18 protein-coding genes are annotated in these 19,695 nt (G+C 48.8%); 10 read left to right on the plus strand and 8 right to left on the minus strand.

What is annotated here, in order from left to right:
* Positions 1–20 precede the first annotated feature (20 nt).
* From HHL17_RS32585 to HHL17_RS32595, 3 genes are read right to left on the minus strand one after another with little or no spacing between them, the layout of a single operon-like run.
* On the minus strand, positions 21–317 hold the full coding sequence (locus HHL17_RS32585) for a helix-turn-helix domain-containing protein (protein WP_168872286.1): 297 nt from the start codon (positions 315–317) through the stop codon (positions 21–23).
* A 10-nt stretch (positions 318–327) separates the two neighbouring features.
* Positions 328–537, minus strand: a complete 210-nt coding sequence (locus HHL17_RS32590; protein ID WP_169228971.1) for a hypothetical protein — start codon at positions 535–537, stop codon at positions 328–330.
* 18 nt (positions 538–555) lie between these two features.
* Positions 556–1,257, minus strand: a complete 702-nt coding sequence (locus HHL17_RS32595) for a hypothetical protein (RefSeq protein WP_169228972.1) — start codon at positions 1,255–1,257, stop codon at positions 556–558.
* A 253-nt stretch (positions 1,258–1,510) separates the two neighbouring features.
* Here HHL17_RS32595 and HHL17_RS32600 point away from each other — a divergent pair, with 253 nt between their 5' ends.
* The 3 genes from HHL17_RS32600 to HHL17_RS32610 are packed head-to-tail and all read left to right on the plus strand — an operon-like array spanning position 1,511 to position 4,481.
* Positions 1,511–2,155: a PIG-L deacetylase family protein gene (locus HHL17_RS32600; protein WP_169228973.1), complete on the plus strand. Its 645-nt coding sequence runs from the start codon at positions 1,511–1,513 to the stop codon at positions 2,153–2,155.
* Positions 2,152–3,294, plus strand: coding sequence for a glycosyltransferase family 4 protein (locus HHL17_RS32605; RefSeq protein WP_169228974.1), 1,143 nt, complete (start codon positions 2,152–2,154; stop codon positions 3,292–3,294). The genes HHL17_RS32600 and HHL17_RS32605 overlap by 4 nt, the downstream gene beginning before the upstream one ends.
* Positions 3,291–4,481: a glycoside hydrolase 100 family protein gene (locus HHL17_RS32610; RefSeq protein WP_169228975.1), complete on the plus strand. Its 1,191-nt coding sequence runs from the start codon at positions 3,291–3,293 to the stop codon at positions 4,479–4,481. Before HHL17_RS32605 ends, HHL17_RS32610 begins: the two co-directional genes overlap by 4 nt.
* A gap of 2 nt (positions 4,482–4,483) precedes the next feature.
* Here HHL17_RS32610 and HHL17_RS32615 read toward each other — a convergent pair whose 3' ends face one another.
* The 4 genes from HHL17_RS32615 to HHL17_RS32630 form a co-directional block, all read right to left on the minus strand.
* Entirely contained in the window at positions 4,484–5,737 is a 1,254-nt protein-coding gene (locus HHL17_RS32615) for a serine aminopeptidase domain-containing protein (RefSeq protein ID WP_169228976.1), read from the minus strand.
* A gap of 13 nt (positions 5,738–5,750) precedes the next feature.
* Positions 5,751–6,305 carry a hypothetical protein gene (locus tag HHL17_RS32620; protein WP_169228977.1) on the minus strand — a complete coding sequence of 185 codons (555 nt, stop codon included), beginning with the start codon at positions 6,303–6,305 and terminating at the stop codon, positions 5,751–5,753.
* Positions 6,305–6,601: a DUF2089 domain-containing protein gene (locus HHL17_RS32625; RefSeq protein ID WP_169228978.1), complete on the minus strand. Its 297-nt coding sequence runs from the start codon at positions 6,599–6,601 to the stop codon at positions 6,305–6,307. Before HHL17_RS32625 ends, HHL17_RS32620 begins: the two co-directional genes overlap by 1 nt.
* Positions 6,602–6,796: 195 nt before the next feature.
* A complete protein-coding gene (locus HHL17_RS32630; protein ID WP_169228979.1) occupies positions 6,797–7,174 on the minus strand; it encodes a DoxX family protein in 378 nt (125 codons plus the stop codon).
* A 106-nt stretch (positions 7,175–7,280) separates the two neighbouring features.
* On the opposite strand from HHL17_RS32630, the gene HHL17_RS32635 reads away from it, so the two are divergent.
* Entirely contained in the window at positions 7,281–8,315 is a 1,035-nt protein-coding gene (locus HHL17_RS32635; protein ID WP_169228980.1) for a cyclic nucleotide-binding domain-containing protein, read from the plus strand.
* Positions 8,316–8,415: 100 nt separating this feature from the next.
* The gene (locus HHL17_RS32640) at positions 8,416–11,640 is read left to right on the plus strand and encodes a S41 family peptidase (protein ID WP_169228981.1); all 3,225 of its coding nucleotides are present in this window, start codon (positions 8,416–8,418) and stop codon (positions 11,638–11,640) included.
* A 61-nt stretch (positions 11,641–11,701) separates the two neighbouring features.
* On the opposite strand, the gene aspA is transcribed toward HHL17_RS32640, so the two are convergent.
* Complete coding sequence (aspA, locus tag HHL17_RS32645; protein WP_169228982.1) at positions 11,702–13,120, minus strand: aspartate ammonia-lyase; 1,419 nt, start codon at positions 13,118–13,120, stop codon at positions 11,702–11,704.
* 161 nt (positions 13,121–13,281) lie between these two features.
* Here aspA and tkt point away from each other — a divergent pair, with 161 nt between their 5' ends.
* From tkt to HHL17_RS32670, 5 genes are all read left to right on the plus strand, one after another.
* A complete protein-coding gene (gene tkt / locus HHL17_RS32650; RefSeq protein ID WP_169228983.1) occupies positions 13,282–15,312 on the plus strand; it encodes a transketolase in 2,031 nt (676 codons plus the stop codon).
* Positions 15,290–16,036, plus strand: a complete 747-nt coding sequence (locus HHL17_RS32655) for an HAD-IIB family hydrolase (protein ID WP_169228984.1) — start codon at positions 15,290–15,292, stop codon at positions 16,034–16,036. The genes tkt and HHL17_RS32655 overlap by 23 nt, the downstream gene beginning before the upstream one ends.
* A gap of 272 nt (positions 16,037–16,308) precedes the next feature.
* Complete coding sequence (locus tag HHL17_RS32660) at positions 16,309–17,715, plus strand: MAC/perforin domain-containing protein (RefSeq protein ID WP_169228985.1); 1,407 nt, start codon at positions 16,309–16,311, stop codon at positions 17,713–17,715.
* Positions 17,716–17,789: 74 nt separating this feature from the next.
* Complete coding sequence (locus HHL17_RS32665; RefSeq protein WP_169228986.1) at positions 17,790–18,668, plus strand: hypothetical protein; 879 nt, start codon at positions 17,790–17,792, stop codon at positions 18,666–18,668.
* A gap of 247 nt (positions 18,669–18,915) precedes the next feature.
* Complete coding sequence (locus HHL17_RS32670; RefSeq protein ID WP_169228987.1) at positions 18,916–19,692, plus strand: porin family protein; 777 nt, start codon at positions 18,916–18,918, stop codon at positions 19,690–19,692.
* Positions 19,693–19,695 lie beyond the last annotated feature (3 nt).

The following is a 19,695-nucleotide window of genomic DNA, read 5'->3' on the forward strand; positions in this document are numbered from 1 at the left end:
CCGGCTACTCCTTTTTGTTTTTATTTCGTTAAGATTAACGACCAGATGTCTTCCTCAAAGGAGGGGAACAGGTCATTAAACCGCTTTCTTGTTTTGGGTGGCAGGTCCTTGTCTGTTTCAATGGCGGCCATTACCAGTAATGCTTTCCGGGTATTGAACCGGGCGGCGATCCTGTCGAGGGTCGCGTCAGTAGGTGTTGTTTTCCCGCTTTCAATTAAAGAGAGGCTTGTTTGGCTGATGCCAATGTAATCAGCAAAATCGCGCTGATTCTGTTGTTTTTGCTCTCTCAGCGTTTTAATGACTTTTCCAAAGTTCATGGTCGTTGTTTCAATATGAGAATCCCAGATCAGTCAGCACTTTCCACATAAAATCAAGCCATCGGTCGAGCGCCTCTTCAGAACTCATTTCTGCTGCCCCATCCCGAAGTATCAGCAGTATTTCCAGTATATCGTTGTCTTCCTCAGTTCTGTCGGGACGCGCTTCCATCCGGGTGATGGCATCGTTTGCCAGCTTGATGATTTTTTCTTTTAACTGCATTATTGGCGGTTTGGTGGGTTAGTGATAATTATTCCTGATGACCGGAATATTATCAACATCGCCATCTTTACCATCGTCGGGGTGTAGTTTCAAGATACGAAATATAATGCGTATATGTAATACAATGTTCCGGAGTATCGGGAGGTTCACTATTCTGTTGCGGCAGTAGGCATGTTGCCGGGTTTTATTGAACCGGAAATGAATGGCTTGTGGAAAGGTGGACATACATATCTGTATGCCAGTTTTATTGCCCCTGATGTACCAGATAACGGCACTTTGTTTGATTTTCTGTGCCAGTGGCACGATGGCATGTAAAGGCAATAGTTGTTCACATACCAGGGAAAGCCAGCGGGGCACCTGGTCCGGTGTGGGTGGGACTGATGGCCGGTTATGCACCGCTGGCGGGTAAAAAGGCGGCACAGTGGCCGGCAGGGGGAAACGGAACAGGGAAGAGTGGGCTTCCTCCACGGGCAGGTGGAATAATCCATCTTCCAGACGGTCTGTTGCCGGTGTATCGCATATCAGGCTGAGTTGTTCCGCTGCCTGCGGGTACCATTGCGCTGCATCTGTCAGGGGTGCGACTGTTAACTTATCTAGTGAGAGTGTGGTCAGTTCTCCCCGTCGAAGCATATTGTCCAGTCTCTCATCGAGAAAGGCGGCTATGGCTGCATAACGTTGCAGTTTCCCGGTATCAGCGGAAAGCGGTTGGTTCTCGTTCATACACTAAGGGTTGAACCACAGGGTTGGTTGGTTTTCGGTTATGGTAGATGTCCTAACCAAATAGGAATTTCTACGACAAAATTAAATTCAATATGATTAAGGGTTGGTTAATCAAATGTTATCGGGAAAAATCCCGGTATGACGGAATGTTAACATGATAGTTGTATGATCGTGATGAAACAATGGTCATCCCCTGCCGTTCGGGTACGTTTCTTGATGCCTTGCTCACCGGTATACCACATCCTGATAAACCATGCGATCCGCTATACAGAAAAAGGTGGCCGTGATAGTGGCCCATCCGGACGATGAAACATTGTGGGCAGGTGGCACGCTGCTGAGCCATCCTGAGTGGGAATGTTTTGTGGCCTGTATCTGCCGGGCAAACGATGCCGACAGGGCCCCCCGCTTTGCTGCTGTAATGCAGGCGCTGGGCGCCACCGGAAGCATGGCAGATATGGACGACGGGCCGGAACAAACACCATTGCCCATTCCGGCTGTGGCGGAACAGGTACTGCAACTGTTGCCATATACACAGTTTGACCTGATCATTACCCACAATATTGCCGGAGAATATACCAGGCACCGCCGGCATGAGGAAGTCAGCGAAGCGGTGTTTCAACTGTGGGAACAACAGCAGCTGTCATCACCGGAGCTCTGGTACTTTGCTTATGACGATGACAGTCGCAGCCATTTTCCGCTGGCAGACCCCACGGCAGATATATACCTGCCGTTGTCACCGGACATCTATCAGCAGAAAAAAAACATCATCACCGATATATATGGATTTAGTCACGATAGCTGGGAAGCGAAGATCACCCCTTCCGCAGAAGCGTTCCGGACGTTCAGCACGGTAGCGGAGGCGGCACAATGGCTGAACAGAAACCGTATCCTGCCATGAAAGTACTTGTGTTATACGATTATCCGGCCGGCCCCGGCGGACTGGCCACACAGGGAGACCTGCTATACAGAGGCCTGAAAGAACTGGGCGTGGATGTTCATGCTGTACATTATGAATCCAACCAGGAAAAAGAATGGTACTACCGCTGGTTTAAACCGGATGTGGTCACGGGCGTAGGCTACTGGGGTTATATCCCGCAACTGGTGCTGCATCCGCAGCATTTTGGTTGTACCGCTGTGCCCTGGCTGGTAGCCGACGGTTATATCGCCAATTACCAGGACGTGCTGAATACACTGCCGCTGATACTGGTCACCTCCAACTGGGTAAAAGACATGTACGTCCGTGATGGCATCAGCGGCCGTAATATTGAAGTGCTGCCCGTTGGCTGTGACACGGACAGCTTCCGTCCCTTTAGTGCTTCCGATCCTAAAGTGGCCGCTGTACGCGAATCACTGGGTATCCGCGACAATGAGCTGATGATACTTACCATCGGTGGTGACGCTGCCTCTAAAGGCGCGCAGGAAGTGATGCATGCGCTGGCGCAGCTCAACGGGAAAATGCCGCCATGGAAATATGTCTGCAAGGTATGGCCACAGGAGCGCACCGATTATCAGAATGAAGCAGATATGCAGCTGGCCAGACAATTGGGCATAGATCAGCAGGTGATTTATACGCAGTATAAAATTTCGCGCAACTTCATGCCATATCTGATAGGTGCTTGTGATATCTATGCGGCGCCTTCCCGGCTGGAAGGTTTTGGTATGACGCAGGTAGAAGCCGGCGCCTGTAGCAAGCCGGTGGTGAGCCTCCGGGCGATGGGCATGCTGGATACGCTGGTGCATGGGGAAACAGCGCTGCTGGCCGGTGTGGCCAGTGAAGTGGTGTTGAAGGAAGTAGAGGTAGGTACTGAATCCGGTTTTGACGGGCGTCGCACAGTGGTGTTTGATACGCCCCGTACGGTAGATTACCGCGCCAATGCCACAGATATTGCCGTACATCTTGGTGAGCTACTGGTCAATAAGAACTTACGGATACAGATGGGAGCCGCTGGCAGGGCGCGTGTAAAACAACGCTTTGACTACCGCGTGGTGGCCAGTCGTTTTTTGCAGATCGTACATGAAAAACTGGGTATTGTATGAAAACGTATACCGTTACCGAAGAGGTTGAGCAGACCAGAAAAGCCGCGCTGGAGGTATTGCATCACAACCGCCGCGGGCCCCATGCGGGTTTGCCACGAACTGCCGGCTGGGCATATCCGGAACCGTACACCCGTGACATGGTGTTTACGTTCTTTGGTATCGCCGTTTCCGGCGATGAACAACTGATCGTCAGCATGCGTAAGGTATTGGATGTGCTGGCGCATAACCAGACGGAGCACGGGCATATCCCTTCACTGGCACATGACCCGGAAAACCTGGGCGCCAGTGACACTACGCCGTTGTTCCTGGTAGGGATCAGTATTTACCGGCAGCTTACAGGTGAAACAGATTTTTTGCAGGAAGCAGCAGAGAAAGCGCTCGCGTGGCTGTATTACCAGAGCCCTTCCGACCGGCTGCTGGTGGCGCAATTGCCTACCAGCGACTGGCGCGATGAACAATGGGTGTTGGGGTATGGATTGTATGTCAATACGCTCGTGTATGCCGGCTTGCGCATGTTTGACCGGCATCAGCGTGCCGACGCGTTTTTGCAGGAGATGCGGCATTTTACCATTACCAGCAACGTCATGCACCGGCATGTACATGAAGGTCTCACCGTAAAAAACAAACCTTACTATGCCTGCTGGTCTTACAAGATTTATAGCAGCGAACGGTTTGATCTGTTGGGCAATAGTCTCGCTATCCTGACAGGCATTGCTTCCCAGTCGAGAGCAGAGCGGATGATAGCGTGGATTGAAACAGAGTGTGGCGTGATGCGGGAAAAAGGTGACCTGGCATCCGAACTGCCGCCTAATTTTTTCCCCTACGTGCAACCCGGAGACCCTGACTGGCGGAAGCGTGACGAGGAATTTAATATGCCCGGTGATTATCACAATGGTGGTATATGGCCTTTTGTCTGCGGCGTATATATTGCTGCGTTGGTAGCGGTAGGAAAATATCAGTTGGCGGAAAAGAAACTGCTGGCGTTGGCGCATGCGGTGAAGCCGTCGCACGCGCAGTCACTGGAGTATGGGTTCAACGAATGGCTGCGCGCGCAGAATGGCTTACCTAAAGGGCAGAACTGGCAGTCATGGTCAGCTGCCTTGTACCTGTATGCTTTGAAATGTGTAGAAGAAAGAAGGACGCCTTTTTTTGAGGAGATGCGTAAACGCAGTTCCCGTGAAAAATAGGATTACTTACTTTTAATAAAGCTTTCCACTTCTTTCACAAATTGTGTGCTCAACGGCTTGCTGGGGTCTGCATACGTGATATCGTTGACACCACCGCTGGCGGGGGCCACTTTCAGCACGTGGTTCATTTGATCGATTATTTTCAGTTGAGCAGCAGGAGCGCCCTGTTTCAGGTGCTTAGCATCATTTACACTTACCTGTGCATCTGTATTGCCTTGTATGATCAGTATAGGGATTTTTAATTTACCGATTTCTTTCTCCGGATCATATTTTACCCACGACATGATATAAGGTTGTACTGCCGGGTAAAACAATCCCTGTAATGCGGGTTCTGTATTCACCACCTTGTGTCCCTGTTTGAGGCTGTCCAGCATGCTTTTCGCTTTAGCCGCCAAAGGAGGTGACTGTGCGCCCAGTTGTCTTTGCAGGATGACATCAATCGGTTCACCTGCACCGGCAATGGAGATGAACTCATCTGCGGCGCTGCGTTGTATCGCCAGCATACCGATCATAGATCCTTCGCTGTGGCCCGCTACGATGACGCGGGAAAAACGTTTGTCAGCTTTCAGCATTTTGATAAAACCTGCAGCATCGTTGACGGTACCTTCAAACGAAATATCCGTTTCCGGTTTACCGGTGGCACTGGCCGCCACGCCTCTTTTATCGTACCGCACACAGGCGATGCCATCTGCCTGAAGCGTTTCCGCCAGCATTTTGTAGACGTTGGTTTTCAGGCCCATGTTGTTGTTGCCGTTACGGTCGGTAGGGCCGGAGCCGGCGATGAGCAGTACTACCGGCACCGGGCCATTGCTCACAGGCAGGGTGAGCGTACCGTGGATGGTGGCATCAGCAGTCGTGAGGTTGTAGTTGTCCACATCATTTTCTGCGGCTTTTTTCTCCTGGTAAGGCACAAAGCGGAATCCTTCCATTTGATTGCTGGTATTCAGTGCAAGGATCATCGTCAGGGTGCCTTTGGCGAAATCGGCTTTCCATGTTTGATAGCTGGCATCGCCGCCGGTAGGGGTGAGCTGCATCATATCGCCCAGTTGATTTTGCAGCTGTGAAAGCATGGCCCGTGTTTGGTCCGGAGGCAGCATGGATTTGATGGTGCTGCCAAACATGCCATAAAGGCTGTCGGCCTGCTGCCGGTTGTAGTAACGTTGAACTTTTGCTGCCGCAGTGGGGTAATCAGCCTGCGCTATCATCTCCAGGGAAAAAGACAGCAGCAGGGTTGTCAGTAAACAAATTCTTTTCATATCGTTTTTTTTATCAGGATATCATCAGCGGAAAGGTAAAGTGCATCAATACTTTGGAGACTACTTCCGCTACCAACAACGCAGCGATAAAGATGATCACCGCTTTGGTGCCTTTCAGGTTAGTGGAAATGCTGAACGCCTGGTACATCAGCACCAGCATCCAGACAAAAACAGGCAGGCAAACCAGCGCCAATACGATGACCATCGGATTAATGGCAGTGGGATCTACTGTTGCCGGCATGGCGAAGTTGATCAGTGCGATGAGCAGCAGCGGTGCCCTGGCGAGGGCCAGGGTCCCGGCAATATCAATGAGGCGGAAGGAGGTACGCGCAAATATGGCGGCAGCCGCATAACAGGCCAGCACCATACATCCCCAGGCAATCAGCGCTTCCAGGAGATAAATAAAATAAGGCAAAACAGTGGCGCCAACATGCGCATCGATGGCGCCATCGAAATGGGTTTTACTGAAGTAAGCCACCACGGAAGTAATCAGCATAATGGCCCAACCGGTTAGCAAAGCTTTGCTGCCAGCGATGTAGGTAAACGGACGTAGTAACCAGGTGTTCATCAGGGTGTTTTTATATTTTTTTCAATTTTTTCTATGTTGGCGATAATATCATCGAGCCGGTTGCGCACAGTGGGGTAACTCAATCCCAGCTGTTGCGCCATGAGTTTCAGGCTGCCACTGCTTTTTACGAAGTCAATCACAAATTGCAGATCATCTGCCGACAGGCGCGCCAGCAACGGTAGTTCAAAGCTGCCGGAAACAGTGGTGTCGCAAGCTTCGCAGGCCAGAGACGTTACTTTTAGCGGTGAGGCACAGCTTGGGCAGGAAAGTGGTAAGGATTTCTTTATCGGTTTCATTGTTAAACAAAGTTAAATCAATTTTTAATAAAATTGATTTGTGATTAAATAAAATTAATAAATGTTTAAACAAATAAACCGGAGATATGGGGTGGTAACAAATTAACCCCGGGCGGAAAAGCCCGGGGAGGGGACAGACAATCATCCCCTTATGGCTTACTACTTAAAAGCGCCTTCAGGGGTTGCGGGGTAACATTATGCTATGGAAGCTGTCTGTGTGTTAACTTTATTAAAATAGATATAAGAGACAATCAACAGCACCAGCGCTACTACCGGAAAAATATATTGATCGGGCGTGCCGTGTATAGCGGCAAAGGCAATGAAAGCAGATAGCACGTTGATGCCCAGACCGGCATAAGCCCATTCCCTGATACGCCGTGATACCGGCAGTAGCAACATAATTCCCCCAATAATCTTAAAAATGGCCAATTCCACCCTGAAATAGGCGGGATATCCCATGAGGTCAACAGTCTGGATCATAAAAGAGGAGGTGAGCAGTCCGAGCCCGCCACCGGCAGAGATCAGTGCAATAGCGACAGTTGTGGCCCAATAAATGAATTTGTCTTTTTTCATCAGTGTATTTTAGTCCAATGACGAATGGGCAGCCGGAAATTTGGACAGGGTCCCCATAAAATTTTTTAGCATAACAATGCCGGGCATCAGTTGTTAAACAAACTGTATGCATACCATATTACTGATCTCGACCAAAAAAGCTGCGGCCACGGCTATACGCGAAATGCTGCTGTTACAGGGCTATGAAGTGCTGTCGGCCTCCGGTGGCAAAAGCGGCATTGAAACAGCCCGCCTGCACCTGCCGGACCTGGTACTCTGCGAAATGGCCATGGAGGGCACCGACGGGCTGGCGGTACTGGACATCCTGCGGCAGGACCCGCGTTTTCAACCGGTACCTTTTATCTTGCTGGCAGACAAGTACGAACCACATGCTTTCCGTACAGCGATGAACCAGGGGGCAGACGACTACCTGGTGAAACCCTATACCAGCCACGATCTGGTACAGACGATCGTGAACCGGCTAAAGAGAAAAGAGCTGCTCCATTCGCATCGGCCGGAAACGGAAAGTGATTTTAAGTCCGTGATCACCCGCTTCCTGGAAGACCGCAATACCATCCGGGCGGCCGCCCATGAGGAGATATACCGGGAAGGCGGTACGCCGCGTTACCTGTATTACATCCTGTCGGGTAAAGTGAAGACCGTCAAGACCCATGAAGACGGGAAAGACCTGGTGATCGGATTGTATAGTACCGGTGATTTTTTCGGTTACATCGCCCTGCTGGAAGAAGAAACCTACAAAGCCACCGCCGTGGTGATGGAAGACGCCGAAATAGCCCTGGTCCCTAAAGATGACGCCATCGCGTTGTTTGACCACAGTCCGTTGATCATACAGCGTTTTGTTCGCCTGCTGGCCCGTAACGTCACGGAAAAAGAGGAGCGCCTGCTGGGCATCGCGTACAATACATTACGCAAAAAAGTGGCCAGTGCGCTGATACACCTGCGCAACAAATACCAGGTAGACCGTTCCGCCTACTATACCATTGACATTGCCCGCGATGAACTGGCCGCGTTGGCCGGTACCGCCACCGAATCGCTGATACGTACTTTGAGCGAATTTCGTAGTGAAAAGCTGATTGCCATCAAGGGCAGTAGTATCACGCTGCAGCAACCCGGCAGGCTGGAGGAAATCGCCTACCACTGACCATCACCCGAATGTGCCATTTATCATTAATTAGAAAGAACTCCCCCTGCTTTTTTTTATTTTGCTGTACTGACCAAACAACAAATCGCTTTTAAAGCTTATGAAGAAACTGCTTTTCACCTGTGCAGCCTGGCTGATGGCCACTGTCACCTATGCCCAGGAGAACGCGCTTTGGCTGCGTTACCCTGCCATCTCCCCGGATGGGAAGACCATCGCCTTTGGATATAAAGGAGATATCTACCGCGTAGACGCTAACGGCGGCGTTGCTGTCCCCCTTACCATTCATGAGGCACAGGACATGATGCCTGTCTGGAGCCACGACGGCAAATACATCGCTTTTGCGAGTGACCGTTACGGTAACTTCGATGTTTTTGTCATGCCTGCGGAAGGTGGTACGCCTGTAAGGCTTACCAGCAACAGCAGTGCGGATTACCCCTACGATTTTACACCAGACAATAAACAGGTGCTTTTCGGCGCCGGGCGTAATGCCCCTGCCATGAGCATCCGGTTTAGCTACCGGTTGTTCGACAACCTGTACACCGTTCCGGTAACAGGTGGCCGCCCTGTACTGGTCAGCGCTGCCGGTGCTGAATTTGCCCGCTACAACAGCAAAGGTGATCAGATCATCTTCCAGGACCGCAAAGGTTATGAAGATCCCTGGCGTAAACACCACGTGTCTTCCGTTACCCGCGATATCTGGGTGTATGACATCAACAAAAACAGCTATCAGCAGGTGTCTTCCTTTGATGGTGAAGACCGTGAGCCGCTGTTTGGCAGTGATAACAACATCTACTACCTGAGTGAAAAAGGCGGTGTCTCCCAGAACCTCTTCAAATCATCGCTGGCAGATAAAAATAAAATGGAACCGCTGACCCGTTTTGATAAACATCCGGTACGTCACCTGTCCCGCTCCGCTAATAATACTTTCTGCTTCACCTATAACGGTGAAATATATACGCTGAAAGAAGGCGATAAACCGCAAAAAGTAAACGTGCGCATCTTCAACGATGGTCGCAACGGTATACAGAAGCCACTGCCGGTAAACGGTAACGTGACTGAATTTGCGATGAGCCCCGATGGTAAACAAATGGCTTTCATCGCCCGTGGTGAAGTATTTGTGACCAGCGTGGAAGGCAACATGACCAAAAGAGTAACCAACACACCACAACAGGAAAGAATGGTGCAATGGTCCCCCGATGGCAAACGCCTCGTATATGCCGCTGAACGTAACGGCAACTGGGATATCTACCAAAGCACCATCGAACGTAAAGAAGAGCCTTATTTCTTCGCCGCCACCGTGCTGAAGGAAGAGCCACTCATCGCTACCGCTGCGGAAGAATTCCAGCCGCTGTTCTCCCCCGATGGAAAAGAAATAGCGTATGTGGAAGACCGTAACATCCTGAAAGCATTCAATATCGCTTCCGGCAAAAGCCGCGTGCTGCTGCCTAAAGGCCACAACCACTCCTATTCCGATGGCGACTGGACTTTCTCCTGGAGCCCCGACAGCAAATGGGTGGTAGTGGAAGATCAGGGAGGATATGCTTTCACCAGCAATGCCACCATCATTCCTGTTGACGGTAAAAGTGAGCCTATCAGACCTATCAACAGCGGTTTCGGCGAAGGCAATGTTAAATGGAGCGCCGATGGTAAAATGATGACCTGGGAAAGCAGCCGCGAAGGCCGCAAATCACTGGCACGCCAGGGCAGCCGCGAAACAGATATCTACGCCGTGTTCTTCGATCAGGAAACTTTCGACAAATACAAACTGTCTAAAGATGAATTTAATCTCCTGAAAGACCAGGAAGACAACGCTAAAAAAGGTAGTAAAGACACTGCTGCGAAAAAAGATACTGCTGCCGCGAAAAAAGATTTCCGTCCGGATTTCAATAACCTGGACAACCGCCAGCAACGCCTTACCATCAACAGTGCTTCCATCAGCGATTATGTGATGAGCAAAGACAACAGCAAGCTGTATTACACGGCTGCTTTTGAAAAAGGATACGATCTGTGGGTAACAGAACCCCGCACCGGTGATACCAAAATTCTCGCTAAACTGGGTGGTACACCTGGTGGCATTGAACTCAGCAAAGATGGCAACTCTCTCTTTGTGAGCAACAGAGGCAGTGTGGTAAAAGTAGATGCTGCTTCCGGCAAAATCACGCCTATCAGCATCAGTTCTGAAATGCTGCTGGACCAGGCCGGAGAACGCGCTTATATCCTGGACCACGCATGGAAACAGGTGAAAGAGAAATTCTATGATCCTACCATCCGCAATATGGACTGGAAAATGTACCGCGATGCTTATGCCCGTTTCCTCCCGCATATCAGCAACAACTACGACTTCCAGGAACTGCTCAGCGAAATGCTGGGTGAGCTGAACGGTTCCCACACCGGTGGCCGTTATTCTCCTATGCGCCCTGATGGCGATGCTACTGCCTCCCTCGGTCTGCTGTTTGACGAACGTTTCACCAAAGACGGACTGAAAGTAGACGAAATCATTGCCGGTGGTCCGTTTGACAGGGCTGGCAGCAAAATGAAAGCCGGCGCTGTCATCGATAAAATTGATGGAGAAGCGGTGACTGCTAAAAGAGACTGGGCAGAACAGCTCAACCGCAAAGCTGGCCACAATATACTGATCAGCTTCACTGATGCTGATGGCAAACACTACGAAGAAACCGTGAAACCCATCAGCCGCGGCGAAGAAGGTGGCCTGATGTACAAACGCTGGGTGAACAACATGCGTAAGCTGGTGGACAAACTCAGTGGTGGTAAAGTAGGCTACGTACACGTACAAGGCATGAACGACGCCAGCTTCCGCTCCGTATACGATGAAGTAATGGGTAAAAACAGAGGCAAACAGGCGCTGATCGTAGATACCCGTTTCAATGGCGGCGGATGGCTGCACGATGATCTGTACAACTTCCTCAGCGGTAAAAAATACCTGGACTTTGCACCTCAGGGCAACCTGCTGAAGGGCGGTGAACCACAAGGCCAATGGCAAGGCCCCAGCTGTGTGCTGATGAGCGAAGGCAACTATAGCGACGCGTTTATCTTCCCTTACGTTTACAAACAGGGTAAACTGGGTAAACTGATTGGTATGCCTGTTCCGGGTACCGGTACTGCCGTATGGTGGGAAACACAAATAGATCCTACGCTGGTATTTGGTATTCCGATGATCGCTACCATCGGTAAAGAAGGCCGTCCTACAGAAAACCTGCAAGTGGAACCGGATATCCGCGTGCCGCTGCGTTATGAGGATTTCCTGGCCGGCAAAGATGATCAGCTGGAAACTGCTGTGAAAGAAATGCTGAAAGAGATCAAATAAGATCTGGCTATAAAAAAAGAAAACCCGGGAACAGTAACGTTCCCGGGTTTTCTTTTTTTAGTTATGCTTTTGTGTAAATACCATGTGGATGGATCATGTTCTCGAAAGAATAGATATCATTCCACTGTTCTTCTGTAATATATCCTTTCTCTTCTACTACTATCTGATGAATGGTTTTGCCGGTTTTTAAGGCTTCTTTTGCAATGGCGGCGCAGGTTTCATAACCCAGTAACGGATTCAGTGCTGTCACGATGCCGATGCTGTTCATCACCATCGCTTTGGAAACATCTGCGTTGGCAGTGATGCCGTCCACACATTTGAGGCGGAGCGTATCAAAAGCGTGTTGCAGGTAGGTGATCATATTGAACAGGCTGAAGCCGATTACCGGTTCCATCACGTTGAGCTGTAGCTGGCCTGCTTCTGCGGCCATGGTGATGGTAAGGTCGCTGCCGATCACGTAATACGCGGTCTGGTTCACCACTTCCGGAATAACCGGGTTTACCTTGCCTGGCATAATAGAGGAGCCGGGTTGCAGTTGTGGCAGGTTGATTTCGTTTAGCCCTCCCCGTGGTCCGGAAGATAACAACCGCAGGTCATTACATATCTTGGACACTTTTATGGCGGTACGTTTCAGCATGCCGGACAACAATACAAATGCGCCGGTATCGGAAGTAGCTTCCACGAGGTCGGTAGCCAGTACAATCGGCAGTCCGGTGATCTGGCCCAGGTATTGGGTCACCAGTTCCGGATAACCAGCCGGTGCATTGATGGTGGTACCGATGGCGGTAGCGCCCATATTGACTTCTGTCAGCAGCGCCTGTATTTCGCGCAGGCGTTGTATGTCTTCCCGCAGTGTGGTGGCAAAAGCGTTGAATTCAGCGCCGAGGCTCATAGGCACTGCGTCCTGCAGCTGTGTACGGCCCATTTTGAGCACGTTGGCAAATTCATTTCCTTTTTTACCGAAAGACTTTTGCAGCAGGTCGATGGAAGTCAACAGGTCATTGACTTTCAGGTACAATGCAATGCGCATGGCGGTAGGATAGGCGTCATTGGTGCTCTGGGAGCAGTTGACATGATTATTGGGATGCAGGTATTCATAAGTTCCTTTGGGATGGCCCATGTATTCCAGTCCTGCGTTTGCGATGACCTCATTGGCGTTCATGTTCACAGAGGTGCCGGCGCCGCCCTGGATCATATCGGTGGGGAACTGGTCTGTCAGTTCACCGGCGATGAGCCGGTCGCTGGCTTTCATAATAGCCTTGCCTATTTCGCGGGGCAGTACGCCCAGTTCCATATTGGCCATGGCCGCAGCTTTTTTAACATAGCCCAGTGCTTTGATGAACACCGGTTCGCGGGAAACGGGAATGCCGGTGATATGGAAGTTTTCTATGGCCCTCAAAGTTTGGATACCATAAAATACGGTGTCGTCTATTTTTCTTTCTCCGAGGAAGTCGTGTTCTTTTCTGAATGTCTGTTTCATCGTTGAATATTTTTAGTGGTTAGGATCATTGTTTTGACAACACAAAAGTACCCCGGTCTTCAGGGGTGGTAAATGATACCAGTCAGCCGGCGGATGATTTACGTCAGTTGGTACCTTATTTGTGGCTTTGCTTACCTACTATCTCCACTAAAAAGCATATCATGAAAGCAATGACCATCGAAGAAAAGTGTATTGACACCATTCGTTGCCTCGCAATGGATGCGGTACAGAAAGCGAATTCAGGGCATCCAGGCACGCCGATGGCACTGGCGCCGGCGGCATTTGTGTTGTGGACGGAGCACCTGCGTTATAATCCCCGGAAGCCGGACTGGTTTAACCGCGACCGGTTTGTGTTGTCCAATGGCCACGCTTCGATGCTACAATATGCGGTATTACATCTCACCGGTTATGATATTTCGCTGGATGATATCAAGGCGTTCCGGCAGTGGGGCAGTAATACACCGGGGCATCCGGAATACCGTCTTACACCGGGCATAGAAACCACTACCGGGCCGCTGGGGCAGGGTATTATGACCGCCGTGGGGATGGCCATGGCCGAAGCGCATCTGGCCGCTATTTTTAATAAAGACGATATAACGATTATTGACCATCACACCTATGTTTTTTGTAGTGATGGGGACCTGATGGAGGGCGCTTCCCACGAAGCCGCTTCCGTGGCGGGCCATCTGGGTTTAGGTAAACTCATATGTTTGTATGATAATAATCATATCACGATAGAAGGTAATACATCGCTGACTTATTCCGATGATGTGGCTAAACGGTTTGAGGCATATCACTGGCATGTGCAGGACCTGGGCGACAAAGGCAACGATCTGAAAGCCATATCAGACGCTTTTGCCGCCGCGAAAGCGGTGACAGACAAGCCTTCTATGATCCTGCTGCGTACGCATATCGGGTATGGCGCTCCGCATAAGCAGGATACGCCCGAAGCGCACGGCTCTCCGCTGGGTGTTGATGAAATAAAGCTGACCAAAGAATTTTATGGCTGGCCACCAGATGAAGACTTTTGGGTGCCGGAGGATGTGAGGGTATATATGAAAAAGCTCATTGAACAAGGGAAGGATACCGAACAATCATGGGATAAGCTGATGGAAGATTATCAAAACAGGTATCCGGGAGAATATGCGCTGTTGCAGCAGTATGTTTCCCAGACATTACCTGACGGATGGGACGAAGGCGTACCGGTGTACAGACCTGAAGATGGCCCCAAAGCTACGCGGGAAATCTCTTCCGCGTTCCTCAATGCAGTGGCGGACAAGCTGCCCTGGCTGTTGGGAGGCAGCGGGGACCTGGAGCCGTCCACGCTTACGTTGATCAAATCATCCGGGTACTTTAGTAAGGAACATTATGAAAACCGCAATATTGCGTGGGGCATACGCGAACATGTGATGTGTGCTGCCAGCTCCGGATTACAGTTGCACGGCGGTGTACGGGCTTATGCTGCCACCTTCTTCATTTTTACGGACTATGCGAGGCCCGCTATCCGGTTGGCCTGTATCATGGAGCTGCCTGTGATTTATGTGATGACGCACGACAGTATCGGATTGGGAGAAGATGGTACCACGCATCAACCGGTGGAACACTTGGCATCGCTGCGCGCTATGCCGCATCTCTGTGTGATAAGGCCGGCAGATGCCAATGAGGCAGCCTGGGCCTGGCATACAGCTATTGCCCGCACCAAAGGCCCCACTATGCTCGTGTTAACGCGGCAGAAACTGCCCATTGCCGATCGCAGCAAGTCGGGGTCTGCCCGTGGTTTACAGCAGGGCGCTTACATCCTGTCAAAGGAGAAAGGAGACCAACCTGCATTGATACTAATAGCTACGGGCTCAGAAGTGCAGCTGGCGCTGGACGCTCAGCAGAAGCTGTGGGAGGAAGATATTGATGCCAGGGTGGTCAGTATGCCGAGCTGGGAATTGTTCAGCGAACAACCGGAAAGCTACCGGCAACATGTATTGCCGCCGGCAGTGAAAGCCCGTGTGGCCATAGAAGCTGGTTCGCCGGAGGGATGGGAGCAATGGACCGGCGAAAAAGGAGTGATGATCGGTCTCTCTCATTTCGGGTCCAGCGCGCCGGCAAAAGAGTTGTTCAAACACTATGGATTTACAGTAGACAACGTGTTGGAAAAATCGCGTAAACTATTGCAGCATGAAAAAGTTGATCGTGTTTGACCTCGATGGGACCCTGGCAGTGAGCAAGTCGGCCGTTGATGAAGGAATGGCTGCTCTGTTGGCACGGTTGACACAGATAACGCAGGTAGCCATTATTTCCGGTGGTAAATGGGAGCAGTTTGAAAAACAGGTGCTGCGGTTGTTACCACCGGAAGCACGTTTGACAGTGCTGTATATATTGCCTACCTGTGGCACGCAGTTTTATCATTACCAGCAATCGTGGCAGTTGCTGTATGCAGAAAATTTCACGGAAGAAGAAAAAACAAAAATTATTCAATCCCTGCAAGCGGCAATCAGTGAAGCGGGTTATGCAGTAGAAAAAACCTGGGGTGAACAGATCGAAGACCGTGGCAGCCAGATCACGTGGTCAGCGTTGGGACAGGAAGCGCCGGTAGATGCCAAAAAAAGCTGGGACCCTGATTTTACCAAACGGAAGAAAATTCAGCAGATACTTGATAAATTGATTCCCGGTTTTGCGGTTAATCTCGGTGGCATGACGTCTGTTGATATTACGAAAGAAGGTATAGACAAAGCATATGGTATCCGTAAGTTGCGCGATACGTTGCATGTTGCCATTGAAGAGATGTTGTTTGTAGGAGATGCCCTGTTTGAAGGGGGAAACGACTATCCTGCGTTACAGGCCGGCGTTCGCTGTGTGGCGGTGAGAGACCCTGAAGATACCCGGAGGGTAGTAGATGCCATTCTGGCTTGTCTGGGTGATTAACAAAAATATTGTTTGTAACGTGTTGTATGCTATCTATATTTTAAATCCATAGTCCAAGTTGAAGAATTAAACAGCAAAAACTGCCAATAATTTGGAGCTAATCTGGTAATTGGTTCAAGGGTTAACTAGTTTGTTTCCCTGATACTTTATTAGTTTACATTTTTGTACTCGACAATTTGAATAATAGTAGATTCACCTATATTTGCCACGCTACATAACCCGTAGTTATTAACCCAAACAATTATTTTACCAATATTTTATCCTCAATTACCATGCAAACTCTCAATCGAAAACCTCGGTTCCGTACTGCTTTTAAATTGATTACAGTAGCTGGCATGATTTCCCTATCAACCTTTTATGGCTGCAAAAAAGATATTAAGGGAAATAGTGATGATGTTAGCCCAACTAAGGCGCGGTCAGCTGGGGACGGTAAAAACGACCTTCTAGGTTACGGTTACGATGTTACTGGCGAATACGCGAATTCTAGCGCGTCCACATTCGCTGTTTTTGACGCAGATGCCCTTAGGAGAGATTATCCAACACGCGTGGAATGGGATCTGTCCAGTAGACAAGAAGGTACTTTAACTGCTGGCGAAGATGCAGAATCTTATCTTAAAAAGAAATCTTTAAAGGTAAATGCCTCCGTGGGTGTTGGGCTTTTCAAAGGTTCTATCTCGGCGTCATATTCAAATAGTGATGCATTTTCTTCTAAGTATGTTTACAGCAGTTTTGATCTGGTTGTCCAACAGAAAAGAGTCAAGATCAACGCAGATATAGATCTTCTTAAAAAATACCTGCATTCTACTTTTATATATGATGTTAACAATGGTACGCCTCAAACCATCATTAAAAAGTATGGTACTCACGTATTGACAGATATCATCTTGGGGGCGAAGTTGGAAATCTTATACCGTTCACAGACCGACAAAAGTAACAGAGCGCAGGCTGCCGAGGCTGGCGTTGATATTAGTGTTGGAAAGGTTTTTAGTATAAATACCGGCGTGAATGCAGGATATAGTGATAGTTCTGTGAAGTCCAATTTTAAGCAGAGCCTTCATTATAAAACATATGGTGGAGAACCCTCTAAGAGTCTCATGGGTGATATACCCATTGGTGCAGATGTTCCAAAGGTGAATATAAAGGACTGGCAGGCCAGTTCGTCGGTAGATAATGCGGAGTTGGTTGATTTTGGCCGTGATGGGTTAATTCCTCTTTATGAATTTATCGATGATCCTCTCAAAAAAGAAGCTGTTAAGACTTATACCAATCAGTATTTAAAAGACAACGCAGTAGTGCTGTTGGACGAGGTGTACGCTAGGATTGTTTATGATAACTTTCGCTGGCCTGGAGATGACCAAAAGCAAGCGGATGTTTATATTAAGTTGTATGATAGGGATAAGAGAACTTTGAAAGCTACTACCAAAGAGATCACCATAACGTATGCAATGTCAATGACGACACAACCTACACCGCCAAGCTATATAGATTATGAGGGATGGGAGAAGTTTCAATACTTCAAGGGAACTGTAAAAATACCCGCGGGTCAGAATACTGTACGTATTCTAAAAGATATTTACGTACATACGAAAGGAGGGTTTAATACTCCTCCTTTCTGGATCTACTACATATCCCTTCCATCGGACGGGTTTCAGCCGCTGAATGATACTTGGCCGTGGTAGCGATCTATTTCAATGTTATAATTTTTTTTTGAAATATAAAGCGTGCCACATTTGTGGTGCGCTTTCATTATAATATGAAATACCTTTTTCTTTTACTTATTGGCATGAATTGTTGTTCTGTTAGAGCTCAATTACGCGAACCATTCGCCTTTGAACTTTCTACTGGCTATCAGCGTGAGAATTTTGATTGGTCAATAGCCGGTAATATCTTGGGTGAAAATCCTAATATCTATTCGGAACTAAAATGGATGCAAACAGGAGGCCTATTTGTGGGGGGGCGTACGCGTTGGACGGTCTGGAATCAATTGACCCTGGTCGCCGGCTACCAACACACCCTTATTGTCGGAGGGGAAGTATCTGATGCTGACTATTTGGGAAACAATCGAACAGAAAATCGTTATAGTGGTTATTTTAGTGCCAATAAAGGAAGCCTCCGGGCCTACAATGTTCATGCGGGTTACCAGATTGTTTGCTCACCGATATTTACATTGATGCCAGCGGTCGGGTATATCGTCCACCAACAATGCTTATACATGCTGGATGCTCCAAAAGGAGTACAATCCACCTATTTTACAAATTGGAAAGGTTTTTCTGTTGGACTGTCCACAGTGCTTAAGTTATCTAAAAAAATGGAAGTTAATGATAACTTTGCGATCCAACAGCTGAAGTTTCATGGCGAAGCAAATTGGAATCTGGTAAATACTTTTCAGCATCCTTTAAGTTTCGAAGATTGGGCAAATGGTGCTGGGGTGAGCAATGAAGCACAGTTGTGGTATCATTTAAAGCCTATCATTTCGCTTTATGCAGGAGCCAGCTATTATTATCAACGAACTGGAAAAGGAATCGATAAACTCTATTTGACTAACGGTACAATACCTACAACACAGTTTAATGGAGCTGTGCGGCAGGGATTTACGGTTTCCGGTGGTTTAAGGATTATATGGGGCAAATGAATTTATAGGCTACTTGTGGTTGATTAGGTAGACGAATATATAGTCATTACTTGATAAATTGGCTTCTGACGTCCCTTGTGTGCCTGTGAGATACCCGGAAGATACCCGTAGCGTAGTGGATGCCATTCTGGCCTGTCTGGGTGATTAACAAAAATATTGTTTGTATTTAATCGTATAGTCGTAGCTTTATATGATTAACCGGTATGGAATGCTACCGGGAAACTATTCTCTTTACAAACAAAACCTTATGAAAAAATTACGTTTAGTCGTTGCCGTTGTAGCAGTGACTGCGCTTTCTCCGTTCGTTGCAAAAGCACAAATTGATCTCGGTGCAAAGGCTGGTTTAAGTATCCCTAATCTGACTTCGGGCAATTCTTCCAATCCTATTAATAGCGGCTGGAGCTCCAGACTGGGGCTGGACGCCGGCATACATGCAGAGTTTCATATCACCAAACGTTTTTCCATCCAGCCTGAAATCAGGTATTCTGCACAGGGCGGTAAAAAAGACGGTAACCAGGGATTTACACCGACACCGGAAATGGCAGGGTTCTTTCAACAACAAGGGCAGCCTGTGCCACAGTATTTGTACGCTACCTATGATAACAAGGCCAAATTCAATTATCTGATGGTGCCGATATTGGCTAAATACCATTTCGGCTTTAGTCCTAAATGGGACCTGTATGTAGCTGCCGGTCCATTTGTGAGCTTCCTGCTGGACGGTAAGAATGAAACCAGCGGTACCAGCCCGATTTTCCTGGATGATGCGCACACACAACCTATCATCCCGTCAGCGGACTTCAACCATACCGAGAATATCAAGGATGAGCTGAAGAAAGCCAACTTTGGCATTTCCGGTCATGTGGGCCTGGCGTACCACGTCAACAGCAGAAGCGCTATCTTCGTAGAAGGCGGTGGCAACTATGGTTTCGTGAAAATCCAGAAAGACACCAAAAACGGTGAAAACAACACCGGTGCAGGTGTAGTAGTACTGGGTTACTCTTACCGTATTAAAGACAAAAAATAAGCT

This window comes from Chitinophaga fulva (assembly GCF_012927205.1).
Lineage (GTDB): Bacteria > Bacteroidota > Bacteroidia > Chitinophagales > Chitinophagaceae > Chitinophaga > Chitinophaga fulva.

What these genes read in the sequence shown, in the direction of transcription:
- HHL17_RS32585 (WP_168872286.1), bottom strand. Translation starts at nt 317, where the DNA reads ATGAACTTTGGAAAAGTCATTAAAACGCTGAGAGAGCAAAAACAACAG.
- HHL17_RS32670 (WP_169228987.1), top strand. Translation starts at nt 18,916, where the DNA reads ATGAAAAAATTACGTTTAGTCGTTGCCGTTGTAGCAGTGACTGCGCTT.
- HHL17_RS32620 (WP_169228977.1), bottom strand. Translation starts at nt 6,305, where the DNA reads ATGAACACCTGGTTACTACGTCCGTTTACCTACATCGCTGGCAGCAAA.
- HHL17_RS32595 (WP_169228972.1), bottom strand. Translation starts at nt 1,257, where the DNA reads ATGAACGAGAACCAACCGCTTTCCGCTGATACCGGGAAACTGCAACGT.
- HHL17_RS32660 (WP_169228985.1), top strand. Translation starts at nt 16,309, where the DNA reads ATGCAAACTCTCAATCGAAAACCTCGGTTCCGTACTGCTTTTAAATTG.
- HHL17_RS32665 (WP_169228986.1), top strand. Translation starts at nt 17,790, where the DNA reads ATGAAATACCTTTTTCTTTTACTTATTGGCATGAATTGTTGTTCTGTT.
- HHL17_RS32600 (WP_169228973.1), top strand. Translation starts at nt 1,511, where the DNA reads ATGCGATCCGCTATACAGAAAAAGGTGGCCGTGATAGTGGCCCATCCG.
- HHL17_RS32615 (WP_169228976.1), bottom strand. Translation starts at nt 5,737, where the DNA reads ATGAAAAGAATTTGTTTACTGACAACCCTGCTGCTGTCTTTTTCCCTG.
- HHL17_RS32610 (WP_169228975.1), top strand. Translation starts at nt 3,291, where the DNA reads ATGAAAACGTATACCGTTACCGAAGAGGTTGAGCAGACCAGAAAAGCC.
- HHL17_RS32605 (WP_169228974.1), top strand. Translation starts at nt 2,152, where the DNA reads ATGAAAGTACTTGTGTTATACGATTATCCGGCCGGCCCCGGCGGACTG.
- tkt (WP_169228983.1), top strand. Translation starts at nt 13,282, where the DNA reads ATGAAAGCAATGACCATCGAAGAAAAGTGTATTGACACCATTCGTTGC.
- HHL17_RS32655 (WP_169228984.1), top strand. Translation starts at nt 15,290, where the DNA reads ATGAAAAAGTTGATCGTGTTTGACCTCGATGGGACCCTGGCAGTGAGC.
- HHL17_RS32590 (WP_169228971.1), bottom strand. Translation starts at nt 537, where the DNA reads ATGCAGTTAAAAGAAAAAATCATCAAGCTGGCAAACGATGCCATCACC.
- HHL17_RS32630 (WP_169228979.1), bottom strand. Translation starts at nt 7,174, where the DNA reads ATGAAAAAAGACAAATTCATTTATTGGGCCACAACTGTCGCTATTGCA.
- HHL17_RS32640 (WP_169228981.1), top strand. Translation starts at nt 8,416, where the DNA reads ATGAAGAAACTGCTTTTCACCTGTGCAGCCTGGCTGATGGCCACTGTC.
- HHL17_RS32635 (WP_169228980.1), top strand. Translation starts at nt 7,281, where the DNA reads ATGCATACCATATTACTGATCTCGACCAAAAAAGCTGCGGCCACGGCT.
- aspA (WP_169228982.1), bottom strand. Translation starts at nt 13,120, where the DNA reads ATGAAACAGACATTCAGAAAAGAACACGACTTCCTCGGAGAAAGAAAA.
- HHL17_RS32625 (WP_169228978.1), bottom strand. Translation starts at nt 6,601, where the DNA reads ATGAAACCGATAAAGAAATCCTTACCACTTTCCTGCCCAAGCTGTGCC.